General features: G+C 32.6%; 18 protein-coding genes. 7 read left to right on the top strand and 11 right to left on the bottom strand.

Annotation, left to right across the window (positions count from 1 at the left end):
* Window positions 1–58: 58 nt before the first annotated feature.
* The 6 genes from ACXHHC_RS02265 to ACXHHC_RS02240 form a co-directional block, all read right to left on the bottom strand.
* The gene (locus ACXHHC_RS02265) at window positions 59–748 is read right to left on the bottom strand and encodes an HAD family hydrolase (protein ID WP_458228033.1); all 690 of its coding nucleotides are present in this window, start codon (window positions 746–748) and stop codon (window positions 59–61) included.
* The gene (gene kdsB / locus ACXHHC_RS02260; protein WP_458228032.1) at window positions 741–1,475 is read right to left on the bottom strand and encodes a 3-deoxy-manno-octulosonate cytidylyltransferase; all 735 of its coding nucleotides are present in this window, start codon (window positions 1,473–1,475) and stop codon (window positions 741–743) included. The genes ACXHHC_RS02265 and kdsB overlap by 8 nt, the downstream gene beginning before the upstream one ends.
* Window positions 1,476–1,484: 9 nt before the next feature.
* On the bottom strand, window positions 1,485–1,895 hold the full coding sequence (locus ACXHHC_RS02255; protein WP_458228031.1) for a 6-pyruvoyl trahydropterin synthase family protein: 411 nt from the start codon (window positions 1,893–1,895) through the stop codon (window positions 1,485–1,487).
* Window positions 1,896–2,084: 189 nt separating this feature from the next.
* Window positions 2,085–2,615, bottom strand: coding sequence for an isopentenyl-diphosphate Delta-isomerase (idi, locus tag ACXHHC_RS02250; protein ID WP_458228030.1), 531 nt, complete (start codon window positions 2,613–2,615; stop codon window positions 2,085–2,087).
* A 1-nt stretch (window position 2,616) separates the two neighbouring features.
* Complete coding sequence (bcp, locus tag ACXHHC_RS02245; RefSeq protein WP_458228029.1) at window positions 2,617–3,069, bottom strand: thioredoxin-dependent thiol peroxidase; 453 nt, start codon at window positions 3,067–3,069, stop codon at window positions 2,617–2,619.
* Between the two features lie 140 nt (window positions 3,070–3,209).
* Window positions 3,210–4,445 carry an MFS transporter gene (locus ACXHHC_RS02240; RefSeq protein WP_458228028.1) on the bottom strand — a complete coding sequence of 412 codons (1,236 nt, stop codon included), beginning with the start codon at window positions 4,443–4,445 and terminating at the stop codon, window positions 3,210–3,212.
* A gap of 208 nt (window positions 4,446–4,653) precedes the next feature.
* Between ACXHHC_RS02240 and ACXHHC_RS02235 the strand changes: the two genes are divergently transcribed.
* Window positions 4,654–5,310, top strand: a complete 657-nt coding sequence (locus tag ACXHHC_RS02235; RefSeq protein WP_458228027.1) for an endonuclease III domain-containing protein — start codon at window positions 4,654–4,656, stop codon at window positions 5,308–5,310.
* An 82-nt stretch (window positions 5,311–5,392) separates the two neighbouring features.
* Here the strand turns inward: ACXHHC_RS02235 and ACXHHC_RS02230 are convergent, their stop codons facing one another.
* From ACXHHC_RS02230 to ACXHHC_RS02220, 3 genes are all read right to left on the bottom strand, one after another.
* Window positions 5,393–5,548, bottom strand: coding sequence for a hypothetical protein (locus ACXHHC_RS02230; RefSeq protein WP_458228026.1), 156 nt, complete (start codon window positions 5,546–5,548; stop codon window positions 5,393–5,395).
* Window positions 5,549–5,623: 75 nt separating this feature from the next.
* A complete protein-coding gene (locus ACXHHC_RS02225; protein ID WP_458228025.1) occupies window positions 5,624–6,211 on the bottom strand; it encodes an RNA polymerase sigma factor in 588 nt (195 codons plus the stop codon).
* Window positions 6,212–6,354: 143 nt separating this feature from the next.
* On the bottom strand, window positions 6,355–7,548 hold the full coding sequence (locus ACXHHC_RS02220) for a beta-agarase (protein WP_458228024.1): 1,194 nt from the start codon (window positions 7,546–7,548) through the stop codon (window positions 6,355–6,357).
* Between the two features lie 167 nt (window positions 7,549–7,715).
* Between ACXHHC_RS02220 and uvrA the strand changes: the two genes are divergently transcribed.
* The 6 genes from uvrA to ACXHHC_RS02190 all read left to right on the top strand — a co-directional run bounded on the left by uvrA (window position 7,716) and on the right by ACXHHC_RS02190 (window position 14,483).
* The gene (uvrA, locus tag ACXHHC_RS02215) at window positions 7,716–10,502 is read left to right on the top strand and encodes an excinuclease ABC subunit UvrA (protein WP_458228023.1); all 2,787 of its coding nucleotides are present in this window, start codon (window positions 7,716–7,718) and stop codon (window positions 10,500–10,502) included.
* 71 nt (window positions 10,503–10,573) lie between these two features.
* Entirely contained in the window at window positions 10,574–11,488 is a 915-nt protein-coding gene (locus ACXHHC_RS02210) for a glutaminase (RefSeq protein WP_458228022.1), read from the top strand.
* Window positions 11,489–11,535: 47 nt separating this feature from the next.
* A complete protein-coding gene (locus ACXHHC_RS02205) occupies window positions 11,536–11,901 on the top strand; it encodes a glyoxalase (RefSeq protein WP_458228021.1) in 366 nt (121 codons plus the stop codon).
* Between the two features lie 99 nt (window positions 11,902–12,000).
* The gene (locus ACXHHC_RS02200) at window positions 12,001–12,558 is read left to right on the top strand and encodes a VIT1/CCC1 transporter family protein (protein ID WP_458228020.1); all 558 of its coding nucleotides are present in this window, start codon (window positions 12,001–12,003) and stop codon (window positions 12,556–12,558) included.
* 8 nt (window positions 12,559–12,566) lie between these two features.
* Window positions 12,567–12,857, top strand: coding sequence for a DUF6958 family protein (locus ACXHHC_RS02195; RefSeq protein ID WP_458228019.1), 291 nt, complete (start codon window positions 12,567–12,569; stop codon window positions 12,855–12,857).
* A gap of 3 nt (window positions 12,858–12,860) precedes the next feature.
* Complete coding sequence (locus ACXHHC_RS02190; RefSeq protein ID WP_458228018.1) at window positions 12,861–14,483, top strand: M1 family metallopeptidase; 1,623 nt, start codon at window positions 12,861–12,863, stop codon at window positions 14,481–14,483.
* 79 nt (window positions 14,484–14,562) lie between these two features.
* Here the strand turns inward: ACXHHC_RS02190 and mog are convergent, their stop codons facing one another.
* Both mog and ACXHHC_RS02180 read right to left on the bottom strand, forming a co-directional pair.
* Window positions 14,563–15,096 carry a molybdopterin adenylyltransferase gene (gene mog, locus ACXHHC_RS02185; protein WP_458228017.1) on the bottom strand — a complete coding sequence of 178 codons (534 nt, stop codon included), beginning with the start codon at window positions 15,094–15,096 and terminating at the stop codon, window positions 14,563–14,565.
* A 44-nt stretch (window positions 15,097–15,140) separates the two neighbouring features.
* Window positions 15,141–15,797 carry a GTP cyclohydrolase gene (locus ACXHHC_RS02180; protein WP_458228016.1) on the bottom strand — a complete coding sequence of 219 codons (657 nt, stop codon included), beginning with the start codon at window positions 15,795–15,797 and terminating at the stop codon, window positions 15,141–15,143.
* Between the last annotated feature and the right edge of the window lie 3 nt (window positions 15,798–15,800).

The following is a 15,800-nucleotide window of genomic DNA, read 5'->3' as shown; positions in this document are numbered from 1 at the left end:
CAAATATAACTCTAAAAAAATGTTTATATTGTATTTTATAGCTGTGTTTTTTATCAATTTATAAAAAATCAACAATTTTACTTATTGATGTTAAAGTTTTATAACTGTGTTTTTCAAGACTTTTTTCTGAAATAGTTTCGAATTGCCAAATGGAATGAAAAGGTACATGAATTGCTTCTGCTCCAATGTTTAAGACTGGTAAAACATCTGACTTTAATGAATTCCCAATCATTAAAAAATCCTTAGGTTCTATATCTAAATGTTTTAAAATACGTTCATAGCCTTTTTCATTTTTTTCACTCATCACCTCTACATGATGAAAGTAGTCTAGTAAACCAGAACGTTCTAATTTTTTCTCTTGATCTAATAAATCTCCTTTGGTTAAAACAATTAGAGTATAGTTTTTAGATAAATAGGACAATACTTCTTTAATGTTGGGAAGCAACTCTATAGGTTTAGTTAGCATCTCCTTCCCAATTTCTAAAATTTTCTGAGTGGTTTCTGCAGAAATCTGATTATTAGAAATTTCTGTGGCACATTGAATCATAGATAAAATACAACTTTTAACTCCGTAACCGTATAAGGGAATATTACCTGTTATTACTTTGTATAGTTCTTGATGTATCTTATTCTCTGTCTCGTATTTAGATAACAACTTTGCAAATTTGTCTTCTGCTTCTCTAAAATAGGGTTCATTTACCCAAAGCGTATCATCCGCATCAAAAGCGATTACTTTATACTTAGACATTTTGTAGAATTTCTTTTGCTTTTTCTAAGTCTTCAGGAGTATCAATTCCAACCACTTTATAAGGAGTTTCTACCATTTTCATTTTCATCCCATGCTCCAAGAAACGTATTCCTTCTAATTTCTCTGTAGCTTCGTTCTGGTTCATTTTCATTTCTGGAAAATTGAGTAATGCAAAACGTCTAAAGGCATAAATTCCTATATGTTTGTAATAGGTAGTATTAATACTTTTATCCCTAGGATATGGAATAGGTGCTCTAGAAAAATACATAACACAATTGTTGGCATCTAAAACAACCTTTACATTATTGGGGTTTTCTATCTCCTCCCATTCATCCATAGTATGTACTAAAGATGCTACGGCTATTTCTCCGTGAATATCCTTTTTAAAGACCTCTATTAAATCTTGTAATGGCTCTTTACGTGTAAAAGGTTCATCTCCTTGAACATTAATAATGATATCTCCAGGGACAAAATCTGCGGCTTCAGCAATTCTATCAGATCCACATTCGTGCTCTTTAATACTCATAATAACTTTACCGTTATTACTTTCTATTTCTTCTTTTATTTCCTGACTATCGGTTACCACATACACATCATCAAATAAGCCAGTTTTAATAGTAGCTTCATATGTTCTTGTGATTACTGTTTTTCCACATAAATCTCTTAGTAGTTTTTTAGGAAATCTAGAAGCCTGCAATCTAGCAGGAATCATTGCTATAACTTTCATAAAGATGAATTATTTACCTGAATATGTTACGTAATTTCTTGGTGTTTCATACAATGTAACTGCCAAGTTTAAATGTGCTTCAATGTGTGGTCTTAACTTATTCCATATGTATATAGAAATGTTCTCTGCCGTTGGATTTGTTTCTTTAAATTCAGCAATTTCTAAATTTAAATTTTTGTGATCCAATACATCTTCTACTTCCAATTTAATCAGTCTTTTTAAAACTTTTAAATCCATTACAAAACCTGTTTCTTGATCGACAGGTCCAGTAACAGAAACGACCAATTCGTAATTATGACCGTGATAGTTTGGATTACTACACTTACCAAAAACCTCAAAATTTTTAGCATCGTCCCAATCGGCTCTAAATAAACGATGTGCTGCATTAAAATAAGCAACTCTATGTACTGTTATTTCCATGTATTTTCATTTTCAGGAGCAAAGGAGTTTCCTATGATAAAATATCCTATCAGAAAAAGAACAATCAATCTAGTTACTAGTTTTTGAGTATCTAAATAAGCTATGTTCAAACAATTTTCTCCATATAAATAAAATGAATAAGCCAATGTTGCTATTATCGAAAATAGAACACCAACCAATAACTTCACTCTAATCCTTTTCCAACTCATTTTGTTTAATGTAATCGTAAAATTTTTCAAAAATAATTACAAACCATGCGGTGTAATTCTCTGGGCTCTTTTCCACGTCCAACTTTACTTTTTCTAAATGCATCCATTTATAAGCATTTGCTTCTTCTGGATTAATATTAGGCTCACTATTATATACACCTGTAAGCACATGATCAAACTCATGTTCTGTTAATCCATTGTCAAAAGGAGCTTTGTAGATAAAAGAACAAACTTCTTTTAAATCTGTAGTAAAGCCCATTTCTTCTTGCAATCTTCTTTTACCTGCTTCTATATTTCCCTCGCCTAGTCTTTGATGACTACAGCATGTATTGGTCCACAACAAAGGAGAATGGTATTTTTCTGCAGCTCTTTGCTGTAACATTAATTCTCCATTATCATTAAAGATAAAAACTGAAAAAGCTCTATGCAACAATGCTTTTTCGTGAGCTTCTATCTTTTCCATAGTTCCAATAGGCTCGTCCTTTTCATTTACAAGTATAACATGCTCCATATTATTTTAATATTTGAGCCGTATGCTCTTTCGTTTTTACTTTTGCAATTACTTCTATTATTTCTGAATTTTCATCTATTATAAAAGTAGTTCTATGAATACCATCATATTCTTTTCCCATAAACTTTTTAGGTCCCCAAACTCCAAAAGCTTCAATCACCTTTTTATCTTCATCTGCTAACAAAGAAAAAGGCAATTCTTGTTTGGTAGCAAAATTAGACTGTCTTTTAATAGAGTCTGCACTTACACCTATAACCTCGTAGTTTTGGGCTAAAAAGGTTTGATAATTATCTCTTAAGTTACATGCTTCTACAGTACAACCAGGTGTGCTTGCTTTTGGATAAAAGAACACCACTAGTTTTTTACCTGCAAAATCACTTAACTTTACAGTGTCTCCATGCTGATTTACGGCTTCGAAATTAGGTGCCTTATCCCCTACTTTTAACATGTTCATATTGCTGTTATTAAAAAATAAGCACAAATATAGTGAAAGCGTCTATTAACTATCCTTTACAAATGTGAAAGATGCTATTTATACTGAATTAAAAAAGTTTAAAAACTTGTAAAATATACAAATACGATTCACCCAAAAAGTTACTTAATATTAAACGTGCTTTTTCCGTATTTCCTAATACCAATCAAAGCTAACACTAAAGCAGATAAGGGTAATAAAGTCATCCATCTATATAAATCACTTCCTATAAACCCGTAAATTATGGCTGCAATTACAGGAAAGCATGCCATGCAAAAAGAGTTGATGCCTTCGCTTATTCCCATTATTTCTCCCTGTTTGGTTGGGTTGGCATTTACAGATATAATTGAATTAAATACAGGAAAGCACAACGACAATCCTAAATTTAGGATGTAATAAAATGGCACAAAGCACCATATATCATCAGTTAACGTAATAGTTACCAAACCTACTGCACTAAAAAGTAAGCCAAGTACCAATGTTCTAAAAGCACCAATTTTATTGATGAAAAATTTAGAAGCAATGGCTTGATTAAAAGAAAGAAAACCTCCTATAAAAACCATAAAAAGTCCTAACTCTTTTACGTTAAACTGAAACAAATCTACCAAATACAAAGCCATGGTACCTATATAGAACCCCATCATGGCAGAGAAAAAGAATTTCATAGAGAACAATACCTTTATAATAGGTGAAGGATTTACTCTTTTAACTCTTACTGGAATTATAATTGCCTCTACAAAATCTATTTTTTTACGAGGTACTCTTTTTTCTTTTGGGTGTGTTTCTTTTAACCACTTAAAAACCGTAAACAAAGTAATACTTGATATGATGATAGAAGTGATTATAGTTCCTTTATATCCAAAAGGTGTTGTGGCTGTAATCCCTCCTAAACCAGGTCCAATAATCATTCCAATACCAGCTATTCCACCTAAATATCCAAATATATATCCCTTTTCCTTTTTGGTTGTTAAATCACTAACATAGGCATTGGTAACAGAAGCATTCCCTCCCGTAATTCCATCTAAAATTCTGGACAAAGCTATTATCCATAAGGGAAATGCAATCCCTAGAATAGGAAAATCAGGTAAAGACAATGCAAAAAGAAAAACAATCCAACATAAAAGTGTACCTGCTTGACTAATCATTAAAATAGGTTTCCTTCCATGCGTATCTGACATAGCTCCTAATAAAGGAGCACCTATAAATTGAAAAGCACTGTATAAGGTTATTAGAAACCCAAAAAACCATTTGGGTGCTCCATAACTTTCTACAACAAAAGGGAGTATAGGCATTAATAAACTAAAACCTAAAACATTCACAAACGTAAGTAAATATGCAGGAACGAACTTTTTAAACATGTGTGTAAATATAGCTTATTTTAATAGTAAGACTTGTACGGTTTTAAGAAATATGTTCTATTGATTAATCTATTCTATACCTACATTAAAAACTAAAAATGAACATTCCAGCAATAGTACTATCTTAGCCTTGCCAGAAAACCTAAACTCTGGAATTTATTTTATTCAAGTTAACAATACGTCTAAACCTATAATAGTACTTAAATAAATGAACAAACAAGAAAAAGTTCAATTTGTATTAGATACACTAGAGGAACTATATCCAGAAACTCCTATACCTCTAGATCATAAAGATCCTTATACACTTTTAATTGCCGTGTTAATGTCTGCACAAAGTACAGATGCACGTGTAAATATTATTACTCCTCTGTTGTTTAAAAAAGCAGATAACCCATATGATATGGTAAAATTATCTGTGGAAGAAATTAGAGAAATTATCAAGCCTGTTGGTTTGTCTCCTATGAAATCTAAAGGAATTTATGGTTTGTCTAAAATTTTGATTGAAAAACATAACGGAGAAGTACCCGCTAATTTTAAAGATCTAGAAGAACTTCCTGCCGTTGGACACAAAACAGCCAGTGTAGTTATGAGTCAGGCATTTAACATTCCTGCTTTTGCTGTAGACACTCACATTCATCGCCTTATGTTTCGTTGGGGATTGAGTAATGGAAAAAGTGTAGAACAAACAGAAAAAGATGCCAAACGTTTGTTTCCAGAGCATACTTGGAACAAGTTACACCTACAAATTATTTACTATGGTAGAGAATATTCCCCAGCTCGTGGTTGGAACTTAGAAAATGATATTATTACCAAGACCATCGGTAGAAAAACGGTCATTAACGAATATCAAAAAAAGAAAAAATAGATGTTAAAATATTAGATATAAGAGGTTCGTTTTTTAACAGAGCATCTCTTATATCTAATACTATCTATTTCATCTATCCATTCTAGTTTTTTTCCAAACGTATCTCTTTTATACTTTTCCCCTTCTTAATGTCAAAAGACTTAGAGTAGTTTATAAGAAACGATACTGTTTCTGGATTGGGTTTGTTTTTTTGAATGTTTGTGCTATTTGTAAAAGAATCAGTGTAATTTTTTGTCATATACTCTTGTTTAAGTTTCTTCAAAAACGATAAGAATATGAAAATATTGTAAAAATCCTTTAATTTTTAAACATTCTAATTAGAAAGTGTAATTTCTTTTTCCTGAATCACTTTTCTTAAATTCATAAGCGCATAACGCATTCTACCCAAAGATGTATTGATACTAACTTCTGTTTGTTCTGCAATTTCTTTAAAACTTAAACCCATAAAAATTCTCATTTTAAGTACTTGTTGCTGATCTTGTGGTAAGGTATCTATTAGATTTATAATTTTCTGAATGGTATCTTCTTGGTCTAGAGTTAATTCTACACCCTCGTCTTCCACTCCCAAAAAATCTAAAACATCATAGTTTTCGGTGGCATATTTTGTGTTTTTTCTCTTTTTACTGCGGTAATAATCCATTGTTAGATTATGAGCAATACGTAATGCCCAAGGTAAGAATTTACCTTCTTCGTTATAACTACCTCTCTTTAAGGTGTTGATTATTTTTATAAAAGTGTCCTGAAATATATCGTTGGCTAAATCTCTGTCTGCAGTTTTAGAGAGTATAAAACCAAATATTCTTTGTTGATGTCTTTCTATTAATACAGCTAAACAAGCTTCATTTCCTTGAATATAATCAGAAACTAACTGCGCATCACTTAGAGCGGCAAGGTATTTCATAATTGTTGTGTTTGAATGAAGTAGTTTTAGACTATAGACATTTTTTTAAGTTACATTTATAAAATTAACAAAAAACATACCATAAATCAAAAAAAGGGGTGTGAATTAAATTCACACCCCTTAAATAATCCAACGGTAGGATCTTATTTCTTAGGCTTGTACACTCTTATCCAGTCTACTTTCATATCATTGTTTTTAGTCTTGTCTGCCAAATCTATATCTCTTGGCATTCTTCCTGCTTTGGCATGCCAATCCTGAGCTTCAACATTAATAATAATATCTAATTCTTTGGTATAACCCTTCCCTCCTTGGTATTCATATGGATCTATAATACTTACAGACGATTGATTACTTGCAGCTTTTAGTAATTTAAAATCGTACTCTTTAGATGTTGCTGTTTGCGTAATTTTTTGTTTTCCATGTTTTACGTCTAATTTCCCATTGGTCATGGTTGGATACCCATACTCCCAAGTTCCGTAAATTTTAGTTGCTACAGCGTTGTGATGTAATACACGTACCAACTCTCCATCTATATAATGTTCAAAATGAAATGGACTTTTCCAATACACTCCTGCATTCACATATTTTCTTTTACCTTCTACTTCGTTACAGTATTCTCCCCAGCTATTTACTCCTTCTCTTTTTATCCAAGCTCCTTTATCTCTTGGTTGATAATCGGTAAATGGTTTTCTAATAAAAGAATGGTTACTTACATGAATAGATTTTGCAAAATATGCGTTTCCTGGTTCTTTACCTCCATAACATTCTATAATATCAATTTCTTGTGTAGCATCTGGGCTTAACAACCAAACATCAGATGCCAATGCCAAATTGGTTACACTTACCTTAGCTTCAATAAAAACAGGATATTTAACCTTGTCTGTAGATGTAATACAACCCGTACTAATACCGCTGTTAGGCATATTCATCTTTACCCCTTTTGTGTAAATTGGGTTTGCTTCGTTATCTTGATTCCATCTGGCAGTTTTAATCAACAAATCACTTCCATCAACAGAAACCTTGTTGTATTTCCAATACGTAACCCCTGGTCCATCCCAGTTAGCATGGTAAAAATTCACCCATTTTTTACTTCCAAAATCTGAGAATTCATTTACAGCATTAAACGTATAATTAAAATCATCAGACACATTAGATTGTAATTCCCACACTCCTTCTTGCGCAATATTGGTTGGTAAAGCAACTTTTTCGAACTCCTTTAATTCTTGAGTCTCTTTTTTAACTGCATCAACCACACTAGAAGTCGTATTACTCTTGTTACTTCCACACGCCATTAAAATGGCAGCCAATGCGATTGCACTAAATCTTTTACTGTTCATTCTTTTGTTTTTAGATTTTGGTTCATTTCAAAAATACCCTACAAATACAGAGATTGTAGTTACATATATCTAGAACACCGTAACAAATCATTAATCCATTTTTTTCTTAATTGCCATTTTCCAACATCAACGCAAATAGCTTACTTTTACAGTGCAAGAAACTAGACATGAATCAGACATTAGAGCAATTATCACCAAAAGAATATATTATAATAAAGGGAGCGGGTTTACACAACTTAAAAGATATAGATGTAGCTATACCAAGAAATAAATTGGTTGTAATTACAGGTTTATCGGGTTCTGGTAAATCTAGTTTGGCTTTTGATACTTTATATGCAGAGGGACAACGCAGGTATGTAGAAAGTTTATCTTCTTATGCTCGTCAGTTTTTGGGAAAACTACACAAACCAAAAGTTGATTATATCAAAGGAATAGCACCAGCAATTGCTATAGAACAAAAAGTAAATTCATCTAACCCTCGTTCTACTGTGGGGACAACTACAGAAATTTACGATTATCTAAAGTTGTTATATGCACGTATTGGTAAAACCATCTCTCCTATTTCTGGAAACGAGGTTAAAAAAGAAACCGTTTCTGATGTTTTAAACCATTTAAAATCTTTAGAAGAGAGAACAAAATTATTGCTATTAGCTCCGTATGAATTGGGAGACAGAGACCCCGAAAAAGTTTTACAAATATTGGTTCAGCAAGGATATGCTCGTATCAAAGTAAACAACGATACTTTAAGAATTGAAGATGTTGATTCGAAATCCATAAATTCTGAAACTCAATTATATTTGGTCATAGACAGAATTGTAATAAAAGACGATGTTGATTATTACAACAGATTGGCAGATTCTATACAAACTGCTTTTTACGAAGGTAAAGGAGTATGTTTGCTAGAGAATCTAAACGATGCATCATTTCGTGAGTTTAGTAATAAGTTTGAACTGGATGGGCAGGTATTTTTAGAGCCTAATACTCACTTTTTTAGTTTTAACAATCCTTACGGTGCTTGTCCTACTTGTGAAGGTTATGGTAATGTAATTGGTATTGATGAAGAGTTAGTAATTCCTAACACCTCTCTTTCTATTTTTCAAGATTGTATAGCTCCTTGGAAAAGCGAAAGCAATGCTCATTTTAAAAACGAATTGATCAATCATGCTTTTGAATACGATATCCCTATACATAAGCCATGGTTTGAGCTAACTAACGAACAAAAAGAATTGGTTTTGAATGGAACACAGCATTTTGAAGGAATTCAACAGTTTTTTAAATACCTAGAAGAAAAAAGTTATAAAATTCAGTTCCGTGTAATGTTGTCTCGTTACAGAGGAAAAACCACTTGTACTACTTGTAAAGGAACCCGTTTAAGACCCGAAACAAACAATGTTTTTGTTGGTAAAAAAAACATTAATGAGCTTATTAATTTACCTATTGATGAGCTTACCCAGTTTATGAAGCACCTAAAAGTAAGCAAGCACGATGAGACAATTGCAAAACGGTTATTGGTAGAAATAAACAATCGCTTAGGTTTTTTAGACAAGGTAGGATTGGGTTATTTAACTTTAAACAGAGCTTCTAATACTTTGTCTGGAGGAGAAAGTCAGCGTATTAATTTAGCAACCTCTTTAGGGAGTAGTTTGGTGGGGTCTATGTATATTTTAGACGAACCAAGTATTGGACTTCATCCAAAAGACAGTTTAAAGCTGATAGAAGTTTTAAAACAATTACGAGATTTAGGGAATACGGTAATTGTGGTAGAGCATGATGAAGATATTATGAAACAAGCCGATTATATTATTGACATAGGTCCTGATGCTGGTGTTTTTGGGGGAGAATTAGTTGCCGAAGGTACATTTGATGAACTTCTTACAAAAGAAACGCATACGGCTAATTATTTAAGTGGGAATGAGACAATAGAGATTCCTAGTAGACGTAGAAAAAGTGCAAAAAGAATAGAGGTAGTTGGTGCAAGAGAAAACAATTTAAAAAATATAAATGTTTCTATTCCTTTAAACAGTTTGGCTGTAATTACTGGAGTGTCTGGTAGTGGAAAAAGCACCTTGGTTAAAAATATAGTATACCCTTCATTACAAAAACATTTGTTTGGACAAGGAAATAAAATAGGTGAAGTAACAGCGGTTAAAGGAGATTTAGATGCAGTAAAAAATGTTGAATTTATAGATCAAAACCCTATCGGAAAATCTTCACGATCCAACCCAGTTACTTATATCAAAGCATACGATGATATTAGAGCCTTATTTGCCAATGATAATTTATCTAAAATGAGAAACTATCAGGCAAAACACTTTTCTTTTAATGTAGATGGAGGTAGATGTGAAACCTGTAAAGGTGAAGGTGTTGTGACTATTGAAATGCAATTTATGGCTGATGTGCATTTACCTTGTGAAGCTTGTGGAGGAAAACGTTTTAAAAAGGAAGTTTTAGAGGTAAAATACAATGGCAAAAATATAGACGATATTTTAAACCTGTCTATAGACGAAGCTTTGGCTTTCTTTAAAATGTATAAACAAACCAAAATCTGCAACAAACTACAACCTTTGCAAGATGTTGGTCTGGGGTATGTAGCCCTCGGACAGTCCTCTTCTACCCTATCTGGTGGAGAAGCACAACGTATTAAGTTGGCATCGTTCTTGGTTAAAGGAAGTAGACAAGAGCCTACTTTATTCATATTTGATGAACCTACTACAGGATTGCATTTTCATGATATAAAAAAGCTGTTAACCTCTATGAATGCTCTAATAGATAATGGACATTCTCTAATTGTTATTGAGCATAATATAGATTTTGTAAAATGTGCCGATTATATTATTGATATTGGAAAAGAAGGTGGTAAAAATGGTGGTAATGTACAGTTTATGGGAACTCCAGAAGAATTAATTAAAGTTAACGACTCTTATACAGCTCAGTTTTTGCTTGATAAACTTTAACCTGCTTCTGCGTTTGTAGGATGCTAAATAAACCGTTTTAATTCCGCCCTAATAAATAACAGAAATAGAAAATGAATTACTTAGATATTATACAAAAAAGTGCAGAACGTTTAAAAGGATTTAAATACACTGGAAAACAAGCGGATTATATACCCGAGTTGGCTACTGTAGATCCTAATTTATTTGCTGTTACTTTAACTTGTGTTGAGGGGAAGCAATACAACTATGGAGACTCTGCTACTCCATTTTCTATTCAAAGTATTAGTAAAGTGTTTTCTTTAATTATGGCTTACGACAGAGAGCATAAAAAACTATGGAAACGTTTAGGAATTGAACCTTCTGGAACACCTTTTAACTCTTTAGTCTTGTTAGAATACGAAAAAGGAATTCCAAGAAACCCGTTTATTAATGCGGGAGCTATTGTAATTGCAGATGTATTATTGGATCATTTAAAAAATCCTGAACAAGATTTCTTAAACTTTATACATACTGTTACCAACGATACTAGTATTGATTATGATTTAACAGTATTTGAATCTGAAAAGAAAGTTGCCTACAGAAATTATGCTTTGGTACACATGATGAAGTCATTTGGGAACATTAACAACAAGATAGAAGATGTAATGAACTTTTATTTTATGATGTGCTCTGTTGCAATGAATAGTCAACAACTATCAAATGCATTCTTGTTTTTAGCCAATAATGGAATAGACCCAAGTAGTGGTAAAACGATCTTATCACCAAGCAAAACTAAAAGAATAAATGCCATTATGCAGCTTTGTGGTTTTTATGATGAAGCAGGAGAATTTGCCTATCGTGTTGGGCTTCCCGGAAAAAGTGGTGTTGGTGGTGGTATTTCTGCTGTTCATCCAGGGAAATTTTCTATTACCGTATTTAGTCCGACTTTAAATGCCAAGGGAAATTCAGAAAAAGGAATGGCTTTTTTAGAAGAACTAACAACCCTACTAGAGAGTTCTATTTTCTAGATTTCATTAACACTTCTAACTGTAAACAACATCAAACAGTAATACACATGACAAAAAAAGACCTTAGACCTCTAATAGCATCTGCTATAATTACAGATAATATGTCTCTAGAAGAAAAATTCCAAAATGGGGTCTTACGTCCTGTATTAAAACTACAACATCAAAGCATTATTGCTTTGTTTCAACATGTGCTAGCTAAAAATAATGTCCTATTAAAAAAAATGGAGATATTTAAAAAGAATGAATACATCCAAACTGCTGTATCTAAAAACCAAAACTTAAAGAATCAATACATTGGGCTTGTAGTTGGTATGTTAACAGATGATGAATTACTTCTATATTTAAAGAATACTCCGGAATACAATAAAAGGATTATCGCAATGGTTGTACAAAGAATTCAGGACACTCTTTAATACATAAAGCATCAAATTAGAAATCTACAAAGTCAACTAATCCATATCGCTTCTAAACATTTAAAGCCATAAATTTGAGTAGCTTAACCAACTACTGCCATGGAAAAATCTACATTTTATTACAAAATTGAAAAATACTTAGGGGAGTTTGTGTATGGAGGAATAGACGGTTGTGTAACTACGTTTGCTGTTGTAGCGGGTTCTGTTGGAGCCAATTTAGACAGTTCTATTATTCTAATTTTAGGGTTTGCCAACTTATTAGCCGATGGTTTTGCCATGTCTATAGGAGCTTATTTGTCTGCAAAAACAGAAAAAGACAATGCACTAAAGTACGCGACTTCTACAGCAGAAAAAGAAAATATTTTACAAGAAGACAATCCTATTGGTAAAGGAATAGTTACATATGTTTCTTTTATAACCATTGGTATTATACCTCTTTTTATATATGTAATTGATTATGTTACTCCGCTTGGAGAAAATGTATTCCTCTATTCTACCCTTGCTACTGCATTTGGTTTTATAATTGTAGGTTCCTTAAAATCATACATCAACCAAAAAGCAATTTGGAGAGGAGTTACAGAAACACTAATACTAGGTCTTTTAGCAGCATTGGTTTCTTATTATGTAGGAGATTTAATTGAAGGAATAATACAATAACATCAGTAATGAATAATTCCAAAGAAAGAATCCTAACATTACATCCGCAAGGAAAAAAGGGAGTAAATATCTTAAAAAGCAAGTACGACACCATTAAAGATTTTATTTTGTTAACCGTAAAGGAAAATGAAACTATTACTTTTAAGGAGCTTAATAATTTGGCTGTTTTAGAGCTGTCTAATTCTTTTGATGGAAAGGTTAACTGGTATGTCGTTTCAGTAAAATTAGATTTAGAAGCAAGAGGTATTATTGAAAGAATTCCTAAAACCAGTCCACACCAGCTAAGACTTATAAAGTAACTTATGAAACTATCTATATCCATCATTACTGTTTTTATTACAATAAGTGTCAATGCACAAAAATTCTCTAAACAAGATAGCTTAAGAGGTAGTATTACAGCAGAGCGCATGTGGTGGGATGTGCAAAAGTATATCTTAGATGTACAGGTTTATCCAGCTACAAAGAGCATTAAAGGAATTAATACTATTGATTATAAAGTAGTACATAAACACCGTAAACTACAATTAGAGTTACAGCCACCGCTTGTAATGGACTCTATTATTCAGGACAACAAGAAACTTAACTACAAAGTAGAGGGGTTTAGTTATTTTGTCCAATTGGAAAAAAAACAAAATATTGGTTTTACAGAAAGTCTTAAAGTATATTATCACGGAAAACCTAAAGCAGCAAAAAAAGCTCCTTGGGACGGTGGTTTTGTATGGGGAAAAGATCACAATGATAAGCCATTCATAGCTACTGCAAATCAGTCTATAGGGGCTAGTATCTGGTGGCCGTGTAAAGATCATCCATCCGATGAAGCAGCCAGTGCCTCTATAACCATTACCTGTCCTAGTAGTTTAAAGAATGTATCGAATGGTAGAAACACAAAAACTATTGTAAATGCAGATGGAACAACTTCTTATACCTGGGAGGTAAACAACCCTATTAATAGTTACGGTATTGCAGTTAATATAGGAGATTATGTTCATTTTGGAGAAATCTACAAAGGACTAGAAGGAGATTTAACTCTAAACTACCACGTATTAAAGGATCATCTTACAAAAGCCAAAACTCATTTTAAAGATGCGGTTAAAACAATACAGGCGTTGGAACATTGGTTTGGCCCTTATCCTTTTTATAATGATGGTTACAAACTGGTAGAAACTCCTTATTTAGGCATGGAGCATCAAAGCTGTGTTGCCTATGGGAATAAGTATTTAAAAGGGTATTTAGGTCATCCAATGGGGAGTTCTAAGTGGGGTAATAAATTTGATTTTATCATTGTTCATGAATCTGGGCATGAATGGTTTGCAAACAGTATTACTTGCAACGATGTGGCAGATTTATGGGTGCACGAAGCCTTTACCACGTATTCTGAAAGTTTATTCTTAGACTACCATTACGGAACTTTAGCAGCCAATGAATACGTACAAGGATTAAGAAGATTGGTTTTAAATGACAAACCTATTATAGGAGTTTACAATGTGCATAACGAAGGTAGTGGAGACATGTACTTTAAAGGGAGTTTAATGCTGCATACATTACGTCAAATTATAAATGATGATACCCTATGGAGAAAAATGTTACAAGGTCTAAACAAACAATTCTATCATAAAATTGTTACTGGTAAAGAAATCATAGATTATCTAAATACATGTACCAAACTAGATTTAGTTCCTTTTTTTAAGCAATATTTAACGACGACCAACACACCTAAATTGGTACTAAAACAGAAAGGGAGAAATGTTTATTACAAATGGACAAATGTTATCCCTAGTTTTAATATTCCTGTTAAAATAACCCATCAACAAAAAGAAGTCTGGATTACACCTAAACTGGGAGTTTGGCAAAAAATAAAAGGAAACCTACAAGAGTTAACTGTTGATCCTAACTTTTATATTGATGTAGAAATAGATAATGAATAGTCATATCAATAAGTAATACTACACCTCGACTCCGCTCGATGACCATTTGTATTGTGTAGTTTATACTCTCTAATAAAAACTATTTGTTCATAGGTTTAAATACCTTAATGTTTTCGTCGTTAGTTTCTATCATATACCCACCTGTTAACTCTATACAATAAGGTATTGCAGGGAATACTTCTTGCAAACACTCTCTAATAGAATTAGGTTTTCCAGGAAGGTTTACAATTAAAGCTTTATTTCTTATTCCGGCAGTTTGTCTAGATAAAATAGCGGTTGGTACGTACTCTAAACTTTTCTTACGCATGAGTTCTCCAAAGCCAGGCAATAGCTTTGTACAAACATTTTCTGTTGCTTCTGGAGTAACATCTCTTAATGCAGGACCAGTACCTCCTGTAGTTAATATTATACAACACTCTTCTTTGTCGCTCAAAGCAATTAATTCCTGTTCAATAACTTCTTGTTCGTCTGGAATTACTCTGTATATAGGCTCCCATTTAGAAGTAACGTATTCTTCCATTACTTTGATAATTTCTTTTCCAGAAATATCTTCATAAATCCCTTGACTAGCTCTATCCGAAACGGTAACGATTCCTATTTTTAATTTACTCATGCTAAAAAATAAAAACCCTTCCTAATTAGGAAGGGTTTCGTGTATTAGTTAATGTTTAATACAAAAGTCAATTCAAAATCTTGATCTCCATCATTCGCTGTAGAAGTAGCATTCTTTATATCTACCTGGTGCATTAATCTAACAGTGAATTCAGCACCGGTCTTTGCAACAGAACCCGTAGTCCACTCAGTTTCTAACCCAACTGGTAAATTGTTACTATCGGTATCTAAATAATTAATTGTTCCTGCAGCATCAATATTTCCAGTCCCTGTTGGATCTTCAAATACATCGTTTGTAAAACTAAAAAAGAATTGGTGCTCTTCTTTATGCTCTTCTATTTCAGCCAAAATATCTTCTCCATGCTCATGACCATCTCCTTCAGCCTCTTCTTCTTCACCTTCCTCGTGTTCTTCTTCATTTAAAATCTCATAAGTCAAAATATACGTTTTATCTACGTCTAAATCAATCTCACTAATTGGAGTCAATTCTGCAATACCATCTCCGTCTGAATCTTTTGCAGAAGCCTCTACAACATCAGTTGCATCTAATTTATTTGTAAATACTAAATGTACATCTGTAATTACTTCAGTTTCGTGCTCATGAGCTGGTGCTTCATCGTCGTTACTACAGCTGGTTAATAAAACTCCAAATGCTAATAAAGAGTGAATACTGTACTTTTTTAAAAAGTTAATTGCTTTCATTTT

This window comes from Wenyingzhuangia sp. IMCC45574, assembly GCF_054182685.1.
This window is presented reverse-complemented; position numbering and strand designations above follow the sequence as displayed.